The 17,955-nt window shown below is 36.3% G+C and carries 21 protein-coding genes; 13 read left to right on the top strand and 8 right to left on the bottom strand.

Annotation, left to right across the window (positions count from 1 at the left end; translation table 11 throughout):
• Nucleotides 1–185 precede the first annotated feature (185 nt).
• The gene (locus KHA87_RS17325; RefSeq protein WP_213095436.1) at nt 186–1,421 is read right to left on the bottom strand and encodes an aminopeptidase; all 1,236 of its coding nucleotides are present in this window, start codon (nt 1,419–1,421) and stop codon (nt 186–188) included.
• 132 nt (nt 1,422–1,553) lie between these two features.
• On the opposite strand from KHA87_RS17325, the gene KHA87_RS22695 reads away from it, so the two are divergent.
• Both KHA87_RS22695 and KHA87_RS22700 read left to right on the top strand, forming a co-directional pair.
• Nucleotides 1,554–1,721 carry a DUF488 domain-containing protein gene (locus KHA87_RS22695; RefSeq protein ID WP_481748377.1) on the top strand — a complete coding sequence of 56 codons (168 nt, stop codon included), beginning with the start codon at nt 1,554–1,556 and terminating at the stop codon, nt 1,719–1,721.
• The gene (locus KHA87_RS22700) at nt 1,690–1,938 is read left to right on the top strand and encodes a DUF488 domain-containing protein (protein WP_481748378.1); all 249 of its coding nucleotides are present in this window, start codon (nt 1,690–1,692) and stop codon (nt 1,936–1,938) included. The genes KHA87_RS22695 and KHA87_RS22700 overlap by 32 nt, the downstream gene beginning before the upstream one ends.
• A 199-nt stretch (nt 1,939–2,137) precedes the next feature.
• Here KHA87_RS22700 and KHA87_RS17335 read toward each other — a convergent pair whose 3' ends face one another.
• On the bottom strand, nt 2,138–2,575 hold the full coding sequence (locus KHA87_RS17335; protein ID WP_213095437.1) for an RrF2 family transcriptional regulator: 438 nt from the start codon (nt 2,573–2,575) through the stop codon (nt 2,138–2,140).
• A gap of 347 nt (nt 2,576–2,922) precedes the next feature.
• Here KHA87_RS17335 and hmpA point away from each other — a divergent pair, with 347 nt between their 5' ends.
• The gene (hmpA, locus tag KHA87_RS17340) at nt 2,923–4,143 is read left to right on the top strand and encodes an NO-inducible flavohemoprotein (protein WP_213095438.1); all 1,221 of its coding nucleotides are present in this window, start codon (nt 2,923–2,925) and stop codon (nt 4,141–4,143) included.
• Between the two features lie 136 nt (nt 4,144–4,279).
• On the opposite strand, the gene KHA87_RS17345 is transcribed toward hmpA, so the two are convergent.
• Nucleotides 4,280–4,435: a hypothetical protein gene (locus tag KHA87_RS17345; RefSeq protein ID WP_213095439.1), complete on the bottom strand. Its 156-nt coding sequence runs from the start codon at nt 4,433–4,435 to the stop codon at nt 4,280–4,282.
• 176 nt (nt 4,436–4,611) lie between these two features.
• On the opposite strand from KHA87_RS17345, the gene KHA87_RS17350 reads away from it, so the two are divergent.
• From KHA87_RS17350 to map, 4 genes are all read left to right on the top strand, one after another.
• On the top strand, nt 4,612–4,983 hold the full coding sequence (locus tag KHA87_RS17350) for a DnaJ family domain-containing protein (RefSeq protein WP_213095440.1): 372 nt from the start codon (nt 4,612–4,614) through the stop codon (nt 4,981–4,983).
• 278 nt (nt 4,984–5,261) lie between these two features.
• Nucleotides 5,262–6,056, top strand: a complete 795-nt coding sequence (motA, locus tag KHA87_RS17355; protein WP_213095441.1) for a flagellar motor stator protein MotA — start codon at nt 5,262–5,264, stop codon at nt 6,054–6,056.
• Nucleotides 6,049–6,834, top strand: a complete 786-nt coding sequence (gene motB, locus KHA87_RS17360; protein ID WP_213095442.1) for a flagellar motor protein MotB — start codon at nt 6,049–6,051, stop codon at nt 6,832–6,834. Before motA ends, motB begins: the two co-directional genes overlap by 8 nt.
• Before the next feature lie 400 nt (nt 6,835–7,234).
• Complete coding sequence (map, locus tag KHA87_RS17365) at nt 7,235–7,987, top strand: type I methionyl aminopeptidase (RefSeq protein WP_213095443.1); 753 nt, start codon at nt 7,235–7,237, stop codon at nt 7,985–7,987.
• A gap of 47 nt (nt 7,988–8,034) precedes the next feature.
• On the opposite strand, the gene KHA87_RS17370 is transcribed toward map, so the two are convergent.
• Entirely contained in the window at nt 8,035–8,256 is a 222-nt protein-coding gene (locus tag KHA87_RS17370; RefSeq protein WP_213095444.1) for a DUF1128 domain-containing protein, read from the bottom strand.
• Between the two features lie 248 nt (nt 8,257–8,504).
• On the opposite strand from KHA87_RS17370, the gene KHA87_RS17375 reads away from it, so the two are divergent.
• Nucleotides 8,505–9,347 carry a YihY/virulence factor BrkB family protein gene (locus KHA87_RS17375; RefSeq protein WP_213095445.1) on the top strand — a complete coding sequence of 281 codons (843 nt, stop codon included), beginning with the start codon at nt 8,505–8,507 and terminating at the stop codon, nt 9,345–9,347.
• A gap of 214 nt (nt 9,348–9,561) precedes the next feature.
• Here the strand turns inward: KHA87_RS17375 and KHA87_RS17380 are convergent, their stop codons facing one another.
• Entirely contained in the window at nt 9,562–10,734 is a 1,173-nt protein-coding gene (locus KHA87_RS17380; protein ID WP_213095446.1) for an MFS transporter, read from the bottom strand.
• A gap of 335 nt (nt 10,735–11,069) precedes the next feature.
• Here KHA87_RS17380 and cax point away from each other — a divergent pair, with 335 nt between their 5' ends.
• The 4 genes from cax to KHA87_RS17400 all read left to right on the top strand — a co-directional run bounded on the left by cax (nt 11,070) and on the right by KHA87_RS17400 (nt 15,232).
• Nucleotides 11,070–12,122 (top strand): calcium/proton exchanger, encoded by a 1,053-nt coding sequence (gene cax / locus KHA87_RS17385; protein WP_213095447.1) that lies wholly within the window; start codon nt 11,070–11,072, stop codon nt 12,120–12,122.
• Between the two features lie 130 nt (nt 12,123–12,252).
• A complete protein-coding gene (locus KHA87_RS17390) occupies nt 12,253–13,065 on the top strand; it encodes a YfkD famly protein (protein WP_213095448.1) in 813 nt (270 codons plus the stop codon).
• A gap of 305 nt (nt 13,066–13,370) precedes the next feature.
• Nucleotides 13,371–13,547: an SE1561 family protein gene (locus KHA87_RS17395; RefSeq protein WP_213095449.1), complete on the top strand. Its 177-nt coding sequence runs from the start codon at nt 13,371–13,373 to the stop codon at nt 13,545–13,547.
• 131 nt (nt 13,548–13,678) lie between these two features.
• Nucleotides 13,679–15,232: a fumarate hydratase gene (locus KHA87_RS17400; RefSeq protein WP_213095450.1), complete on the top strand. Its 1,554-nt coding sequence runs from the start codon at nt 13,679–13,681 to the stop codon at nt 15,230–15,232.
• A 74-nt stretch (nt 15,233–15,306) separates the two neighbouring features.
• Here the strand turns inward: KHA87_RS17400 and KHA87_RS17405 are convergent, their stop codons facing one another.
• On the bottom strand, nt 15,307–15,735 hold the full coding sequence (locus KHA87_RS17405; protein WP_213095451.1) for a hypothetical protein: 429 nt from the start codon (nt 15,733–15,735) through the stop codon (nt 15,307–15,309).
• Nucleotides 15,736–16,012: 277 nt separating this feature from the next.
• Between KHA87_RS17405 and pdaA the strand changes: the two genes are divergently transcribed.
• Nucleotides 16,013–16,810 carry a delta-lactam-biosynthetic de-N-acetylase gene (pdaA, locus tag KHA87_RS17410; RefSeq protein WP_213095452.1) on the top strand — a complete coding sequence of 266 codons (798 nt, stop codon included), beginning with the start codon at nt 16,013–16,015 and terminating at the stop codon, nt 16,808–16,810.
• A gap of 38 nt (nt 16,811–16,848) precedes the next feature.
• On the opposite strand, the gene KHA87_RS17415 is transcribed toward pdaA, so the two are convergent.
• Nucleotides 16,849–17,121, bottom strand: a complete 273-nt coding sequence (locus KHA87_RS17415) for a hypothetical protein (protein ID WP_213095453.1) — start codon at nt 17,119–17,121, stop codon at nt 16,849–16,851.
• 103 nt (nt 17,122–17,224) lie between these two features.
• Complete coding sequence (locus KHA87_RS17420) at nt 17,225–17,791, bottom strand: helix-turn-helix domain-containing protein (protein ID WP_213095454.1); 567 nt, start codon at nt 17,789–17,791, stop codon at nt 17,225–17,227.
• Between the last annotated feature and the right edge of the window lie 164 nt (nt 17,792–17,955).

A 17,955-nucleotide genomic window follows, 5' to 3' on the forward strand; every position in this document is an offset into this window, starting at 1 on the left:
GCCATTTTTGTATTATTTGGAGAAAACAGCCATTACAATATCATATACGAAAAATTTTCCGAAAACAATATAATGGAATAAAAATTACCTATTGTCAAAATAGGCGGAAAATTAAGTAAAAAAACCTCCTACTGTTATAAGTAAGAGGTTTCTTAATCCATAGTCTATGGAAAAAAGGAACTAAATTAAAATGCCCAATCTCCGTTACGGAAAATCGGTTCTGTTGTCCCATCTTCCTTGATGCCATCGATGTTCATTTCAGCAGAACCCACCATGAAGTCCACATGGGTAATACTTTGATTTAAGCCATGCTTTTCAAGCTCTTCTTTAGACATTTTCTTGCCGCCTTCAATACAGAAAGCATATGCGCTTCCAATTGCAAAATGATTGGATGCATTTTCATCAAATAATGTATTGAAGAAAAGAATATTGGATTGTGAAATAGGTGAATTATGTGGTACTAGGGCTACTTCACCTAAATAATGAGATCCTTCATCTGTTTCTACCAACTGCTTTAAAATCTCTTCGCCTTCTTTTGCTTTTACATCTACAATGCGTCCATTTTTAAATGTAATGGTAAATTCATCGATAATATTACCGCCATAGCTTAATGGCTTTGTACTGGAAACGTATCCATCCACTGCATCTTTCTGTGGAACAGTAAATACTTCTTCCGTAGGCATGTTAGCCATAAATTCATGACCTTGTTCGTTAATGCTGCCTGCTCCTACCCAAAGATGTCCTTCAGGAAGTCCAACCGTTAAATCTGTTCCTGGTGCTGTATAATGTAGTTTTTTGTATCCTTTTTCATTTAAATATTCTACTTTTTTATGTAATGTTACATCATGATCTTTCCATGCTTGAACTGGGTCTTTAACGTCTGAGCGAGTTGCTTTAAAAATAGCATCCCAAAGCTTTTCAACGCTTTCTTCCGCAGTAGTAGCCTGAGGAAATACTTTCTCTGCCCAAGCCTTTGATGGTGCTGCAACAACTGTCCAACTCACTTTATCGGATTGAATGAACTGACGATATTGTTCCAATGCTTGGCCGGCAGCTTTTTGGAAGTTAGCAATTCGTTCTGGCTTAACACCCTTTAAGAGATCAGGACTTGCAGAAACAACAGACATAAATGCAGCTCCGTTTTCCGCTAATTCAATTGTTTCTTGTGCACGCCATTTAGGATATACCTTGAATGTTTCATCAGGTGCCAGGTCGTATTTAAAACGGGAAACAGCATCATCGTTCCAGTTAACTACAACATCCTTTGCGCCAACTTCATATGCATTTTTTACAACAAGTCGTACAAACTCTGCTGCTTCAATGGATGCGTTCACTACTAAAGTCTGTCCCTGTTGGACATTAACACCGACTTTAACAGCTAATTCAGCATATTTCTCAAGATTTTCCTGGAATGTAGTCATATATGTAGTCTCCTCTTTTTTCAGAATGTTCTATTCTATTTTAACAATCCCTCAAGAGATTGCAAGCAAGTTGGGTTTATAGAAATATTGGGTTTCTGTATATTATATGTATGAGGATAGGAGGTCTATAAAATGTTTCATGTGAAAAGAATATATGAAGAACCGAGCCGTGATGATGGAATTAGAATTCTGGTGGACCGATTATGGCCAAGAGGTCTTTCAAAGGAAAAAGCCAAGCTAGATCATTGGTTTAAAAATGTAGCTCCTAGTGAAATTGGCACTTCAAATTTCACCAAGTAATGAGCTACGGAAATGGTTTCATCATGAATCTCAAAAATTTGATGACTTTATCATCAAATACAAGAACGAGCTGAAAGAAAATAATCCTGAAGAATTAGAAGAGCTTATTAGATTAGGCAAGGAGCAAACTGTCACATTATTATACTCTGCCAAGGATAATGAACATAATCAAGCACATGTATTAATCGAGTATTTAAAAGAAACTGCTTTCGAATAATTGATACTTTTCGTAAATAGTTGAAAATCCTTAAGCGGTGTAAGTATTGGGGTAGCTTCTAAAATTAATTAGTATTGGATAACTATTATATGGTATACGTCTATAAACTCAAAAAAGCTTAAGAATAGAGCCTTTAGAGACAAGTAATCTTAAGGGTTAAGATTTTTAAAGCAACACTACTGAAAAGAAAAAGAAGGCTCTATTTAGTGCCTTCTTCAAATAATTGTCGATAAAAGGTTGGGTTATGAACAATATCTGCTAATGTGTAGCCGTCAAGAACTTCAAAATAGGCAGAAAGGGCTTTGTGAAGCATATGCTTCAAACCACATATAGGGGTTAAAATGCATGCACCATTATCAAAACATTCCACTACCTTAAAATCATCCTCTGTTTTACGAATAATGGACCCAACATTAATTTCCTCAGGTGGAAGAGCTAGTTTGATTCCACCATTTCTCCCTCTAATCGTTTCAATAACACCCATTTTCCCAAGATCGTGGGTAACCTTCATTAAATGATTTTTAGATATTCCGTATATATCTGCAATTTCCTTAATATTAGAGAGCTTAGAAGATTCCTGAGCTGCCAAATATATTAAAACACGTAAAGAATAGTCTGTGTAATTGGTTAACCTCATATACATCACCTGTTGGCTTTATTGTAAGGCTCTTTTCTTATACTTCGTTATGTTGCAGATGCAAAATGTTTAACATCCATTGATTCTGGTTAGAAATGAATAAACTTTTTAAGAAAAGATTCCTCAAACCAAGGTCTACTATATGGTTTATAACCAGCTATGAAAAGCAACAATCTTTAGAAAACAGCCCGCTGTAAATATTATAACTTCATGTTCAATTACTGTCCAAAATTGTGACAACTTATTTAAAGATGTATTTAAAATATTGCTTTTGAATTCAGAACGAGTTACTTTATATACGTGAATTAAATATGTATTTTAAATATATCTTTTAAGGAGAGATAACCATGTTATCACAAAAAACAATTGATATTGTAAAATCCACTGTACCTGCATTAGAAGCACATGGAACTACTGTAACCTCTACTTTCTATAAAATGATGTTTGCAGCACATCCTGAGTTATTAAACATTTTTAATCATGTTAATCAAGCACAAGGTCGTCAACAAACTGCACTAGCAAATACTGTATTAGCTGCAGCTAAATATATAGATAAATTAGAAACTATCGTCCCAGTCGTAAATCAAATTGCACACAAACATCGTGGCTTAGGAATTAAGCCGGAGCACTATCCTATTGTTGGAGAGTTTTTATTAAAGGCAATTAAAGAAGTAATGGGCGATGCTGCAACGGACGAAGTTATTAATGCTTGGGGAGAAGCTTACGGTACGATTGCGCAAGTGTTTATCGACATTGAACATGGTATGTACGAAGAAGCAGATAAACAAGATAATGGTTGGATCGATTTCAAACAATTTGAAGTTGTGAAAAAGGTGAAGGAAAGCAACGTTATCACATCTTTCTATTTAAGACCAAGAGATGGTAAGGGTGTTCCCAGCTTTATACCGGGACAATACATCACAGTAAAAGTAAAAATTCCAGAAGAAACATATATATTAAATCGTCAATATAGCTTGTCTTGTGCTCCTGGTCATGATTACTACCGTATTTCTGTCAAAAAAGAAGCAGACTTCGATCCTAACGGCAAGGTGTCTAACTACCTACATGATTACATTAAAGAAGGAGACACACTTGAAATTAGTGCTCCAGCAGGTGTATTTACACTAGAGGAAAACGAAGACGCACCAATTGCCTTAATCAGTGGAGGTGTCGGTTTAACACCAATGATGAGTATGCTGGAAACTCTCGCTATTAAAGGATCTAGACGGGAAGTATCTTATATTCATGCAGCCCGTAATGAGGAATTCCATGCATTTAAAGATGCCGTTGTAGAGAATATTAATAAATTAGAAAATGGCCATGTATTCTTTGGCTATGAAAAACCGCTTAATAAAGATGGAAATCATCACTTTGAAGGATATATTACAAAAGCATTCCTGCAAAATATTGTAGATGCAAACACTGTATGCTATATTTGCGGACCTGTTCCATTCTTGACAAATATCGTAAAAATGCTGCAGGAAATAGGTGTAAAAGAAGAAAACATTCGTTATGAATTCTTCGGTCCTGCCATGGATCTTAGTGCACAACCAGCTGCTGCAAAATAGAAAATCGAAAAAAGCTTGAGCATCTGAAATATGGATGTTCAAGCTTTTTTATCTTTATAAAAATTGAGATTCTGTATAAGTTATTGGAAAAATTGTCTACGTCCTGCCACATCGCCTTCGGCTAGAGTATTTGTTCTTATTCTTCTTCTACACGATTTTTAAAAGCTTCTTGCGTTACAATAAATTCCTCGTCTTCAATTCTTTCTTTTTGATGCTTTTCAGCTATGCTGTTTTGCGGAAAATCACCGGGATGGCTTTTTTTCTTATGATGAAAGGCATTGCCGCGAGCCATACTTCTCCTCCTTTGAAAATTCATTCATGTTTAGATTTCCCCTATTAAGGTCAAATATCCAAACGAAATAGATGGTGGAAGTGTTGGAATATTGTCAATTATTTTTTAATACGAAGTGATTCATAGCTTTTTTTTTCGATATAATAATGATATACCTGTCGGAAGGGGGAAACCTTATGGACTTTTTTAGAATAACGGAGCATCGAATTAAAGAAGGCTACAAAAATGGTGATTTCGATAATCTTCCTGGAATGGGGAAGCCTTTGCCTGAAGATGAATTTGCAAATCTACCGGAAGATTTGAGAATGGCATATCGAATTATGAAAAATGCTGGGTTTACACAAGAAGAGACTTCATTGAAAAAAGAAATGATGTCCATTCAAGATTTAATCCGACAATGTGGGGATAATGAGCAACAAGAGGAACTAACGAAAGAGCTAAATGAAAAGCTTTTGAAATATAATAGTGTGCTATCTAAACGAGGCGTAAAAACAAATTCGTCCATTTTTAAAAACTATGAAAGAAAAATTGAAAATAAATTATTATAGAGGACCACAGGTTGGGTCCTTTTTTTATTGTTATTAATCCTAATATAGTATAGCTCGGGGCATCTTTTCTTAGGAGGGATATGGTTCTATTAGGAAAAGTAAGGTCGCTACAAGGATATTTGTCTAAAAAAGCAACGAAAACTTCTATGTATTACAATGCGAAGAATTTATATAGAAAGAAAAATCACTTTTTGTCGAACTTTCCATATAAAGTCCCTTAACAAATTGCATAGTTAGCCGATATAAAAAGAGAAGTGATATAAACAAGGGTGAATACTATGGATAAAACATCGATTATAGGAATTATACTAGGCTTTATTGCAATTGGAGTCGGAATGGTATTAAAAGGAGTTAACCCTTCCGTACTAATGAACCCGGCAGCGATCTTAGTCATTATTGCAGGAACAATTGCATCTGTTACCATTGCTTTTCCAATGAGTGAAATTAAGAAGGTACCGAAATTAATTAAAATTATTTTTACAGAGCAGAAATTATTGGAGGCTAAATCCATTATTACTTTATTCTCCGATTTGGCTCAATTAGCACGAAAAGAAGGATTGTTGGCACTGGAAGGAAGACTGTTAGAATTGGAAGATCCATTTCTGAAAAATGGTCTAAGTCTAGCTGTTGATGGGCAAAGTGCTGAATATATTCGTGATGTACTGAGTGAAGAAATCGATGCAATGGAGGAGCGCCATCAATCAGGAGCCGCGATATTTTCTCAAGCTGGAACATACGCTCCTACACTAGGAGTATTAGGTGCGGTACTAGGATTGATTGCTGCTTTAACACATATGGATGATACCGCTGAATTGGGACATGCCATATCCGCAGCCTTTGTTGCAACATTGTTGGGTATTTTTACTGGATATGTACTGTGGAATCCTTTTGCTAACAAGTTGAAACAAAAATCGAAAAAAGAAGTAAAGATTAAAGAAATGATGCTGGAAGGTATTCTATCCATTCTCGAAGGAGAAGCACCAAGGGTAATTGAACAAAAGCTTGCTTCTTATTTACCAGCCGAAGAACGTAAAAAGATTCTTTCAGAAGGCAGTGAAGTAGTAAATGAGTAGAAGAAAAAAGAAGCACGATGATTCCCATATTGATGAAGCATGGCTGCTGCCATATGCAGATATTTTAACCTTATTATTGGCGCTATTCATTGTTCTTTTTTCCATTAGTTCTGTTGATGCACAAAAGCTTCAAGAGTTATCCAAGGTATTTAATGGAATCTTTGCTAGTGGTAATGGTGTATTAAATTATACGAAGCCTGCTCCACAGGACAGTACCAAAACAAATGAGGGAATGAAAGATCAGGTAACTGCCCCAGATACAAAGGTTAATAATGAGGAATTAAAAAAATTGCAGGATCAAGATAAAGAGGAGTTAAAGGAGCTTCAAGCAAGGGTTAATGCTTATATCAAGGAAAAAAAGCTTGAAGGTAAATTTGCTACTTCCTTAACAGATGAAGGTTTACTATTAACTATTAGGGATAACGTTCTCTTTGGATCGGGTCGAGCAGATATTCGACATAAAGATGTGAATACTGCAAAAGAACTGTCCAACTTACTTGTAATGGATCCCCCTCGAAATATAATGATTAGCGGACATACGGATAATGTACCAATTCATAACGCCAATTTTCAATCTAACTGGGAGCTAAGCGTGATGAGGGCCATGAACTTTATGAAGCTTATTTTAGAAAATAAAAGCTTAGATCCGAAATTCTTTAGCATCAAAGGTTATGGAGAATTTAAGCCGATAGCTAGCAACGGTACTGCTGAAGGAAGAGCAAAAAACAGACGTGTTGAAGTGTTAATTATGCCAAGGGTAAATTTGTCCAAGCAATAATAGAGGCTTTTTGTACAATGGTACAGAAAGCTTTTTTCTTTTTGCCTTGCAAACCTACTTTTTTTTCATTCAGTCCTTATAGAATCGACATAAAACTTTAATTCGCGGAATTATCTAACATTTTTTTGATTTCTCGGGAAATAAATAGATTTTTGTCATTTTAGATGAATTTTTTTGTCATTGAGTAGTAATAGGGTTATGATAATTAGAGGGAGTTCACAACAAGGTAAGAAGCACATACATATAGGTATATAATCAGCTATATGCTGATACACCTGGATAAGGTAAACAGAGGTATTAATCAATTTACTAAGAAGTACCCTGAGACTGTAAGGTATAAGTGCTAATGAAATAGACTGTGAAATTACGGACCAGGGAATAGTGTGAAAGGAAGATTGAGATGATTACTTTAAAATCACAACGTGAAATAGATATGATGAAAAAAGCAGGAGAATTATTAGCAAGAACTCATAAAGAAATTTCAAAGATGATTAAGCCTGGTGTAACAACTTGGGAAATCGATGAGTTTGTAGATCAATTTTTAGTAGAAAATGGAGCCACAGCGGAGCAAAAGGGATACAAGGGATACGAATACGCGACATGTGCCAGCATAAATGATGAAATATGTCATGGATTTCCGAGAAAGGAACCGCTCAAGGAAGGCGATATCGTGACCATTGATATGGTAGTCAACCTTAATGGAGCATTGGCAGATTCCGCATGGAGTTATCCGGTAGGTAATATAAGCCCGATAGCCAAAAAACTGCTGGAAGTTACGAAAGAGTCTTTATATAAGGGAATGGAACAAGTACAAGTAGGGAATCGTATTGGTGATATCGGTCACGCTATTCAAACATATGTCGAGGCGCAAGGATTTTCCGTTGTCCGTAATTTTATCGGCCATGGAATTGGACCAACTATTCATGAAAAGCCAGAGGTTCCTCATTTTGGACTTCCAGGTAAAGGACCTCGCATTAAAGAAGGAATGGTTTTTACAATAGAACCGATGGTTAACATTGGTGGATACGAAACGAAAATGGATAACAATGGCTGGACTGCACGCACAAGAGATGGTTCTCTTTCCGCGCAATATGAGCATACCATTGCAGTAACAAATAATGGGCTTATTATTATTACTGATCAAGAGGATTAAAAGAAAACGGCATCTTTCTGTAGATGCCGTTTTTCTATTTCCGTTGATTATTTTCTTAAGCTTCCTAATTCTTCTACAATCGCTTGCATTTCATTCGGACTGAAAGTATTTTTTTTCATCACCATTTGATAAATGTCATGTAGGTCATCATACATTTCCTCATTATAATTTGTCGCTTTAATGGCATCAGCATTCACCATTCTTAATTTAGTCGTAATTTGCGTAATCATATACTCAATATTTTCAAATGTTTTTTCGGTAAGGTTCATGAAAAACATCCTCTCTTTGTTAGATTATATTAGTGCTTTTCTCCGTGCCTATATTTTTTATGTAATGTATTTTTAACCGTAATTACAATAGGCGCTGGTTACGTTCTTTTATGGCTATTTCTATATTTTCACGAAACGATAAAGGTGTCAAATGGAAATTACTAAGATTATTTATCTATATGATGTTTTTTATAGCTCTAACAAGGGAAAATAAAAATAAGCTTGGTCCAAAATGTTGAGGTGAAAAAATGGGAAAGGCTGTTTTTACCTTTAAAAATGGAATACAGTTCATAAAAATGCTATGGAAAAGAATCGACGAAAATGACTTAAGCGGAATGGCAGCCCAGTTAGCGTATTTTTTTCTGCTATCTTTGTTTCCGCTTTTACTATTTATGGTATCACTGCTTTCATACCTCCCATTAACGACAGATGATTTATTAAATGTTATTCGCGATTTCGCTCCGAAACAAACACTAGCTATGATTAGAGAAAATATCCAAGAAATATTAAGTAATCGAAATGGGGGATTATTATCCTTTGGGATTATTGCAACTATTTGGTCTGCATCGCTAGGAATGAATGCGATAATCGGAGCGATGAATAGAGCATATGAAGTAAAAGAAACGAGATCCTTTTTCATTACAAGAGGATTGTCTATTCTGCTTACCATCGCAATGATTTTTGTCTTGTTAATAGCATTAATTGTACCGATATTTGGAGAGGTTTTTGGTATCTATATCTTTTCCTATTTAGGTATTTCTGATCAATTTGCACATTTTTGGAACGGACTTAGGTGGCTCATTAGCATGGTCATTTTATTCGTCGTATTTATGTGCCTTTACTATATGACGCCTAATAAGAAAATAAGATGCTTAACGGTCATTCCCGGAGCTGTGATTGCAACAGTAGGTTGGGCTTTTGTTTCCTTTGCTTTTTCCTTTTATGTCGGAAACTTTGGGCATTATTCTACCACATATGGCAGCCTTGGAGGTATTATTGTATTGATTTTATGGTTTTATCTGACAGGTTTTATATTAATGATTGGCGGAGAAGTAAATGCGATTTTAACCAATAACAAAAAAAGTTGTTAAACAATCCTCCGTTGTCCAAAAGATACCATGAAAGCTTTTCAAACAGATGATGAAACTATAAAATGCAAGTCCAAAATAATTGAAAAGAGGGGATACGAATGGGTAAAACAAAGCAGAACAAAAATCAAAAGCCGAAGGGTAAAACATCCGGTTCAGCAAATGGGCAAAACGGATATCATTAAATAGAACAAAGGGTGGCGATTGGCCACCCTTTTCATTTTTCACGTACAGCAACTAGAGATTTCTGCCCAAAAGTGAATATGATAACAAACACAATAAATAATAATGAACTAATTATATGGAAGAAGCTGACTCCATGGAAAAATTGGATAAATAGTCCCCCAATAAATGGTCCGCCAAGGCTTCCTATGCTATAAAAAATCCCACACATTAAATTACCGGTAGGTAGTAGATTTTTTGGCATCAAATCAGCCATATAAGATATTCCTAACGAGAAGGTGGAGCCTACCAGCATACCTGCTATAAAAATACAGAACAGAAGTCCTGTATGAGAGTCCTCTAAAAAACTAGCGGTTGTAAAACAAACACTACCTAATAAAAGAATGGAGATGAGAATATTACGACGTCCATACTTATCACTCAACATTCCAAGAGGCAGTTGAAATACAATAGCTCCAATAGCAAAAGCAGCTAATAAAAACGAAACATTCTTAACATCGATTCCATTTCTCAGCGCATAAACGGGAAAGCTTCCATTTAAGGAAGATTCAAGAAAGCCATAGCCTAATGGTGGTAAAAAGGCAATCCAGCCATATTTAAGAGCCGACGAAAACCTTTTGATCGTTTTAAAAAAGGAGTTGACCCCAATATCTTGATCCGGATATTCATTTTTTAAGGAAAAGATAAATAACCAGCCAATTAAACAAAGTAATGAAGATACGATAAATGGCAATGCTTGATTCACCTTAACAAGGGGAGTCATTAATGGACCAACCGCAAATCCAATTCCAAAAAATAATCCATACAATGAAATATTGCGCCCCAGTCTCTTTGGTGACGAAAATGACGTAATCCATGTTTGAGTGGCAAAATGCAAAGCGTGATCGCCAATTCCGATAAGAAGACGTAAAAAAAACCAAAACCAAAATGATTTCCATAACGGAAAAGATATTAATGAAATTATGACGGCTAATCCCCCAAATAGGATGATTGGTTTGTAGCCGAATTTTCTTAGTGGCTGCTCCATGAATGGGGACGCAATTAATGTTCCAATATATAACGCAGTTGCATTGATCCCATTTAAGGAGGAGGACAAACCGCCTTTTTCAAAAATGACAGATATTAAAGGGAGTAGCATTCCTTGTGAAAATCCTGAAATTGCAACAATACTAACTAATATCCAAAATCTAAAATTATTTTTCCCCATATGTATTCCCTCGGTGTTTTCTTTATTTATTCCCTATGGCTCTTTTCGAATTGATTAGAAACCTTGTATAGAAAAAATGCTATAAGGTTGGTTTAGAATGTATAGCCAATTACGAAAAGCAGCAAGCTCTAAATAACATAATAACAAAAAATGTATAGCCTTTGAAATGAAAATTCAGCAAAATTCTTACTATTACATTTAATTTCCATAATTTTTTTTTACTTTTTTCATATCTTTTAAAGTAGACATGCTGGGGAAGGAGAATATCTTTCCTGTGTTTTCAATCTGACTAGAGGTTAACATAATAGTAATAATGCTCTTATAAGGAGGCACTCATGAATAAAATCTTTGCGTTAATGGTTTTTATCGGAGTACCGATTTCGGTTTTGGGGGCAATTCTTCACTGGCCAAGTGTTATAATGTTTATCATTTATTGCTTAACGATCATTGCATTGGCAAGTTTTATGGGGAGAGCGACGGAAAGTCTTGCTATTGTAGCTGGCCCTAGAATTGGTGGACTTCTAAATGCGACATTTGGCAATGCTGTGGAATTAATTATTTCGATTTTTTCCATTCAAGCTGGATTAAATGAAGTTGTACTTGCCTCCTTAACCGGGTCTGTATTAGGCAATTTGCTTTTGGTAGCTGGAATGGCCTTCTTAGTTGGCGGAATAAAATTTAAACGGCAAAAATTTAATGTATATGATGCAAGGCATAATTCAGGACTGCTCATTTTTGCGGTTATTGTAGCATTTGTCATCCCGGAAGTATTTTCAATGAACCTAAATTTAACAAACACCATTCATTTGAGTGTAGGTGTTGCGATTATTTTAATTTTGCTATATCTGGCTGCCCTATTCTTTAAATTAGTTACCCATAGGGGAATATATCAAGATCCGCAAGCAGCGGAATTGGAGGAAGGGGAAGAACCGGAATGGAAAAAAGGAAAAGCCATTACCATTTTATTTCTTTCAACCATTGCGGTTGCCTATATCTCAGAAAATCTAGTGCATACCTTTGAATCTGTAGCAAAGAGCTTTGGATGGAGCGAGTTATTTATCGGTATCGTCATTGTCGCTATTGTTGGAAATGCTGCGGAACATGCTTCAGCCATTTTAATGGCATATAAAAATAAGATGGATGTAGCGGTGGAAATTGCCTTTGGTTCGACGTTGCAAATAGCTATGTTTGTAGCTCCTGCATTGGTGATTGTATCGTTGTTTTTCAACCCTATGCCGTTAGTATTTACGATGCCGGAGCTAGTAGCAATGGTGACCGCCGTGCTATTATCCATTATATTAGCAAATGACGGGGAGACGAATTGGTTCGAAGGGGCGACCCTTTTGGCAGCATATATTATTATGGGAATAGGGTTTTATTTGCTGTAATGTGCGTGACCACTTAGTTTATATTGCTAGGTGGTTTTTTAAAAAATTAATTAACGATGGATAAGAAATATATGGTCTGGAAAGATTAAAAACAAATGAAAACTCATCATTATGAAGGGAGTATCTCACAATGAAATGGAAAAGGTTTTTACTTATGTTTTTATTAATATTCCTAACCGCTTCGCCTAGCGCATTAGCCAATAAAGCAAGTCAACCATCTAAAGGATTAAAGAAAATCGCGGTTCCACCTTCCGTATTAGATATTACGAAGGAAAATACGTACCCTAATGCGACACAGGATCTTCCTTATTTACAGCCAAGTGAGTTTACCAAAAAGGTTTTAAAAACGTCAAAGGTGAAGATTGAAAATCCTAACTTAATCAGAATGTTAAATGAATCATCCGTAAATAATTCACCATTATCCATCGGTCTAAGAGCAACGATCTATTTAGGAGAATGGCCATTAAATTACGAATCCATGGAAACATCACCTAATTGGCAATACCAAAAAATAAATACAAATTACTTTGACAATCGAGGCGGGAGATCCAACTATCAAATTCACTACGTTCAAGAAGCGCAAAAGATTGTGAAGGGTGGACTTACTGCGAAAGTAGCCAAAGCAGATGATGTTAAAAAAATGATGCTCCTGAAGGCAATGAACACTACACAACTTCCACTTGCTTTTGAAACGATCATTGGAGGGGGAACGAAGAAAGACCGAGTATATAACATTCCTCCAAAAAGGCTTGGATATCTGTATGGATATGCCCCGGCTATCAATGAAAAAGGGAAGGTAACTTATGGTGAGGTATATCTAGTTATAAAAGGAAAACAAAAGAAGATTATGATTAAAAATGTGACCTCACAAGGAATAGGTGCCTGGATTCCGGTTCAAGACCATGTTTCTTTCGGTTTCATGGCATCGGATCACCCAAGGTAAGTCGAGGATCTAGAAGACCAATTCGTTGGTCTTTTTTACTTAATGGATAGATCTAAAACATCTAGTTTGTTTTCTCTTTAGGTAGGTCTAAAGATACAATTCGTGCCATTCTTAGAGAATTTCGGGCTATATGACAACAATTTCATGACGTTAAGAGCACAAATCGGGCCATTTAAATCAAAATTCGGGCCGTGTTTTTCACCAGAACCGATTAAAAACGCCTCCAAAGTCAAAATATTGATTAATAATTGCACATTTATATTTCTCTGTTATGATAAAAGAAGGTTTTCGAAAGGAGAGACAGCATGGGAAACGCCGTACATGATAAAGAATCTCAGGTAGAATATTTGAAGCATCGTCTTAATATGTTTCTTGAGGTAATAGATTCCATGGATCCGGAACAAACGGATTTGGAAGACATTGATCGTCTTATCCAGATGATTGACGATTTGGAATTGAAATGCGAACAATTTAACAAATAAGGTCAATCCACAAATGGTTTGGCCTTTTTTCGTTTTGAAAGTCTTTAATTCATCTATTGATAGGAGTATAATGGTAGGCGAATATCGAATATAGACATATAAAGAAACAGGCACGAGAGGGAGAGAAGAAAATGAACCTAGAAAAGTTTCAGGAAAGCATGTACCAGCTTATAGTGGAAACGTCTACAAATTTACCTAAAGACGTTCGCCGTGCGGTCAAAAAGGCGAAGGAAAGTGAAAGCGCTGGCACTCGCGCAGCATTAAGCTTAGGAACGATTACAAATAACATCCAAATGGCGGATGAAAATATTTCTCCAATCTGCCAGGATACAGGATTACCAACTTTCAAAATTAAAACGCCAGTTGGGGTTAACCAAATTAAAATCAAAGAAGCAATCTATCAAGCGATAGCACAAGCAACAAAGGATTCCAAATTACGTCCAAACTCTGTTGACTCTTTAACAGGAAAAAACAGCGGAGATAATCTTGGCGGTGGCACACCAGTTATCAAATTTGACCAATGGGAAAATGATTATATTGATGTGCGCTTAATTCTAAAAGGTGGCGGTTGTGAAAACAAAAACATTCAATACAGCTTGCCATGTGAATTAGAAGGCTTAGGACGTGCAGGACGCGACTTAGATGGCATCCGCAAATGTATTCTACACTCTGTATATCAAGCACAAGGTCAAGGCTGCAGCGCCGGCTTTATCGGAGTTGGAATCGGAGGTGACCGTTCCTCTGGGTACGATCTTGCGAAGGAACAATTATTCCGTTCGGTTGAGGATGTTAATCCAAACGAAGATCTTCGTAAATTAGAAGATTACATTATGCAAAATGCTAATAAACTTGGAATAGGTACAATGGGATTCGGCGGTGAAACAACCCTGTTAGGCTGTAAAATTGGGGTAATGAACCGTATTCCTGCCAGCTTCTTCGTATCGGTTGCATATAACTGCTGGGCATTCCGCCGTCTTGGTGTAAAAGTGAATCCTGAAACTGGAGAAATCCAAGATTGGTTATATCAAGAAGGAGAAAAAATTGAGTTTGGCAATGGAGCAGACCAAGAAGTAGCAGCATCCTCTGAAGAGCAAGCTCAAACAAAAGTAGTTACTTTAAAAGCTCCTATTACAGAAGAACAAATCCGTGAATTAAAAGTGGGCGATGTTGTTCGCATTGATGGTCGTATGTATACTGGCCGCGACGCTATCCACAAATATTTAACAGACCATGATGCGCCTGTTGATCTTAACGGTCATGTCATTTACCATTGCGGACCAGTCATGGCCAAGGATGAAGAAGGCAACTGGACAGTGAAAGCAGCTGGCCCTACAACCTCTATTCGTGAGGAGCCTTATCAAGGAGATATCATGAAGAAATTCGGCATTCGCGCTGTCATTGGTAAAGGCGGTATGGGACCAAAAACACTTGCTGCTCTTCAAGAACATGGTGGAGTATATTTAAATGCTATTGGCGGGGCTGCTCAATATTATGCAGACTGTATTAAAAAAGTCGACGGCGTTGATTTAACGGAATTCGGTATTCCGGAAGCAATGTGGCATCTAAATGTTGAAGGCTTTACAGCAGTTGTTACAATGGACTCCCACGGCAACAGCTTACATGCGGATGTAGATAAATCATCATTAGAAAAATTAGCTCAGTTTAAAGAACCTGTTTTTAAATAAGAAATGAAGGAAACGCTTGGATACACTAACTAGTTAATCACAGTGTAGATCCAAGCGTTTTTTTTTGAATTTTTTTACTCTGATGCCTCCGGTTCATAATCGAGCATTTCTAAGAGAGTATCTGTTTCCCCTTCGATATTGAATAAATGGGGTCTATGTCTTTTATCCATAACTAAATAAAAGGGGTGTTCGTTAGGCGGAAAAATAAGAATAACTTGATCCACTTTTCCACGCAGCCATTGATTTTGAATATGAACAGCTGGATGCAACGGAACTTTTATCATAAAACCCTTATTGGGTATTGGCTTTATTTTCGGATATACACTTGTCGTTCTCTCGATCAATTGTTTTACCTCTTCTCGAATATCAGGAGTTACTGGCACCTTTTTAACAACCCTCTCCTGCTCAATATCGAAAATTTCAACTTGTTTATGGGTTTGAGCCGATACCGTTGATGTCAGACAAAACAGAAGTAGAAAACTTAAAAAAATCTTTTTCACCATTGGAATTCACCTCATTTTTAGTGATTCCCTAAGCATGCCAAATGTATTTTGCAACATATTCTCCATTTACGATAATTTTATCCACAAAAATCAAACTATCCACAGCTATGTTTTGAAAATTTCGTTAAGTTCTATTAGTTTTCCACCTTTTTATCCATAGTCATCCACAATTTCTGAATAACTGAAGCAATATCCACAGGGAGAATAGATTTGGAAATTATTAACCGGCATAGTTCTATTTCCAATGAAAAAAATAGTAAAAAAGAGAGGTGCCAAAATGAAAAAGTGGTGGTTGCTATCTTTAACCGTTTTTCTTATTTTAGCTTCAGCTTATCCTACATATGCATTTCCAAATAAACCTGTTCATTGGGGATTTACCAAAGGGAAAAATGAGCAGCAGGCAGATGCCGGCAAGGAGTATGATGATCTCTTAAAGAAACATAATGCCTTTTATAAAGGAAATCCCAGTGATAAAATATTGTATTTGACCTTTGATAATGGCTATGAAAATGGGTATACGGAAAAGATTTTAGACGTGCTGAAGAAAGAAAAAGTACCGGCTGCATTCTTTGTAACAGGGCATTATTTAAAATCACAGCCTAAATTAGTAAAAAGAATGGTGAAAGAAGGACATATAATCGGAAACCATTCCTGGAGCCATCCTGATATGACGCAAATTTCGGATGATAAGATAAGGGAGGAATTAAGAAAGGTAAAAGAGGAAACAGCACGCATTACAAAGCAAAAGGAAATGCATTATCTACGTCCCCCAAGAGGGATATTAAGTGAACGGACAATGGATGTCGCCTATCAAGAAGGTTATACGCATGTCATGTGGTCCCTTGCCTTTTTGGATTGGAGAATTAACCAACAGCAAGGCTGGGAATATTCCTACAATAGTATTATGAAACAGATTCACCCCGGAGCTGTAATGCTTCTGCACACTGTATCAAAGGATAACGCAGATGCATTGGAAAAGGTAATCAAGGATTTAAAGGAACGCGGTTACCGGTTTGAAAGCCTTGATTATTATATGATGAAGGAAAAGATCAAGAATCCGCTGCTCGGTTCCTAAATACCAAAAAAGGCCTGTTTAAGGGACAGGTCTTTTCTTTAATGCTCTGTATAATGTTTAATATCTTCTTCTGTTGCAATACGAAAAATCATGTCTAAACTTATCTCGCTCTCTGTAACACCATATTTATTACAAATACTGTCCCTGAACTTTTTGTTGAACTTAATCATCATTATAAGGTCACTTTCACATGCTACCCCAAAGACCTCTTTAATAATGTCTTCATATCGCAATTGCGTTTCGGTTATTATTGTGGTGATATCTCTCTCAGGATTATTTAAATAGTATAAAGTCTCAATAGCTGTTGCCAACCATATCACCCTTTCGTTTTTTATAAATGCTGTTTTTGTATAGATTTTTGTTTCTCGTGTATTTAGCCATAGCTCGGGACATCTTTTCTTAAGAAAAGAGCCTCTATAATAATTGTGGATTAGAATAATGAATGATCATATTAAATTCGCATGTTTCATCCATTGTATTTCGATACTCTTGATGAATATCGGAAGAAAAGGAAATAGCATCGCCTTTTTCTAAGGAATATTGTTCCTCGCCGATTTTAATTAACAGGCAACCGGTATAGACTGTGACAATTTTGGTAACACCTATTCCCTTTGCCTCAGAATGATGAGTACATCCAGGCTGTATTCTGATACGGTAATTCTCAAAAGGTATACCGGGAGAAGCGAAAGTATTAAATGTCTCAAATAAATCATTGTCTTCTTTTATAAATGGTTGATCCTCCATCCGAAGATATTTTATGGAAGGGTTTTGCATTAAGAAGGAGGCAATCGGTACCTGTAAGCCAGCGGCAATTTTCCAAAGCACCGCAACCGTAGGATTCGATGTACCTCGTTCGATTTGTCCGAGCATTGGTTTACTGACTCCCGTTAGCTCTGCAACCTCATCTAAAGAGAGCTTTCGCTGCCTGCGATAAAAGCGTAATTGCTGACCTATTTGTTCAGATAAGAAATTTTTATCCATAAGGCTCCTTTGTTTGTATGTTATATTATTCTTGTATTTATATTATAACATATTTGTCTTCCAAATTGGGGAGATGGTGCATATTGGTAAGTATTGTGCGCCGTTGAACATTCAAAAGGATGATATGATATAATACAAAAAAACTAAGGAACGAAAAAGTATAC

It is taken from the genome of Bacillus sp. FJAT-49736, assembly GCF_018343615.1.
Taxonomy (GTDB): domain Bacteria; phylum Bacillota; class Bacilli; order Bacillales; family Bacillaceae_C; genus Margalitia.

Excerpts from the sequence above, each read along its gene's own strand:
- pdaA (WP_213095452.1), top strand. The coding sequence starts at position 16,013 with ATGAAAAAGTGGTGGTTGCTATCTTTAACCGTTTTTCTTATTTTAGCT.
- KHA87_RS17335 (WP_213095437.1), bottom strand. The coding sequence starts at position 2,575 with ATGAGGTTAACCAATTACACAGACTATTCTTTACGTGTTTTAATATAT.
- KHA87_RS17395 (WP_213095449.1), top strand. The coding sequence starts at position 13,371 with ATGGGAAACGCCGTACATGATAAAGAATCTCAGGTAGAATATTTGAAG.
- KHA87_RS17400 (WP_213095450.1), top strand. The coding sequence starts at position 13,679 with ATGAACCTAGAAAAGTTTCAGGAAAGCATGTACCAGCTTATAGTGGAA.
- KHA87_RS17405 (WP_213095451.1), bottom strand. The coding sequence starts at position 15,735 with ATGGTGAAAAAGATTTTTTTAAGTTTTCTACTTCTGTTTTGTCTGACA.
- motA (WP_213095441.1), top strand. The coding sequence starts at position 5,262 with ATGGATAAAACATCGATTATAGGAATTATACTAGGCTTTATTGCAATT.
- KHA87_RS17370 (WP_213095444.1), bottom strand. The coding sequence starts at position 8,256 with ATGAACCTTACCGAAAAAACATTTGAAAATATTGAGTATATGATTACG.
- map (WP_213095443.1), top strand. The coding sequence starts at position 7,235 with ATGATTACTTTAAAATCACAACGTGAAATAGATATGATGAAAAAAGCA.
- KHA87_RS17420 (WP_213095454.1), bottom strand. The coding sequence starts at position 17,791 with ATGGATAAAAATTTCTTATCTGAACAAATAGGTCAGCAATTACGCTTT.
- hmpA (WP_213095438.1), top strand. The coding sequence starts at position 2,923 with ATGTTATCACAAAAAACAATTGATATTGTAAAATCCACTGTACCTGCA.
- cax (WP_213095447.1), top strand. The coding sequence starts at position 11,070 with ATGAATAAAATCTTTGCGTTAATGGTTTTTATCGGAGTACCGATTTCG.
- motB (WP_213095442.1), top strand. The coding sequence starts at position 6,049 with ATGAGTAGAAGAAAAAAGAAGCACGATGATTCCCATATTGATGAAGCA.
- KHA87_RS17350 (WP_213095440.1), top strand. The coding sequence starts at position 4,612 with ATGGACTTTTTTAGAATAACGGAGCATCGAATTAAAGAAGGCTACAAA.
- KHA87_RS17380 (WP_213095446.1), bottom strand. The coding sequence starts at position 10,734 with ATGGGGAAAAATAATTTTAGATTTTGGATATTAGTTAGTATTGTTGCA.
- KHA87_RS17345 (WP_213095439.1), bottom strand. The coding sequence starts at position 4,435 with ATGGCTCGCGGCAATGCCTTTCATCATAAGAAAAAAAGCCATCCCGGT.
- KHA87_RS17375 (WP_213095445.1), top strand. The coding sequence starts at position 8,505 with ATGGGAAAGGCTGTTTTTACCTTTAAAAATGGAATACAGTTCATAAAA.
- KHA87_RS17390 (WP_213095448.1), top strand. The coding sequence starts at position 12,253 with ATGAAATGGAAAAGGTTTTTACTTATGTTTTTATTAATATTCCTAACC.
- KHA87_RS22695 (WP_481748377.1), top strand. The coding sequence starts at position 1,554 with ATGTTTCATGTGAAAAGAATATATGAAGAACCGAGCCGTGATGATGGA.
- KHA87_RS17325 (WP_213095436.1), bottom strand. The coding sequence starts at position 1,421 with ATGACTACATTCCAGGAAAATCTTGAGAAATATGCTGAATTAGCTGTT.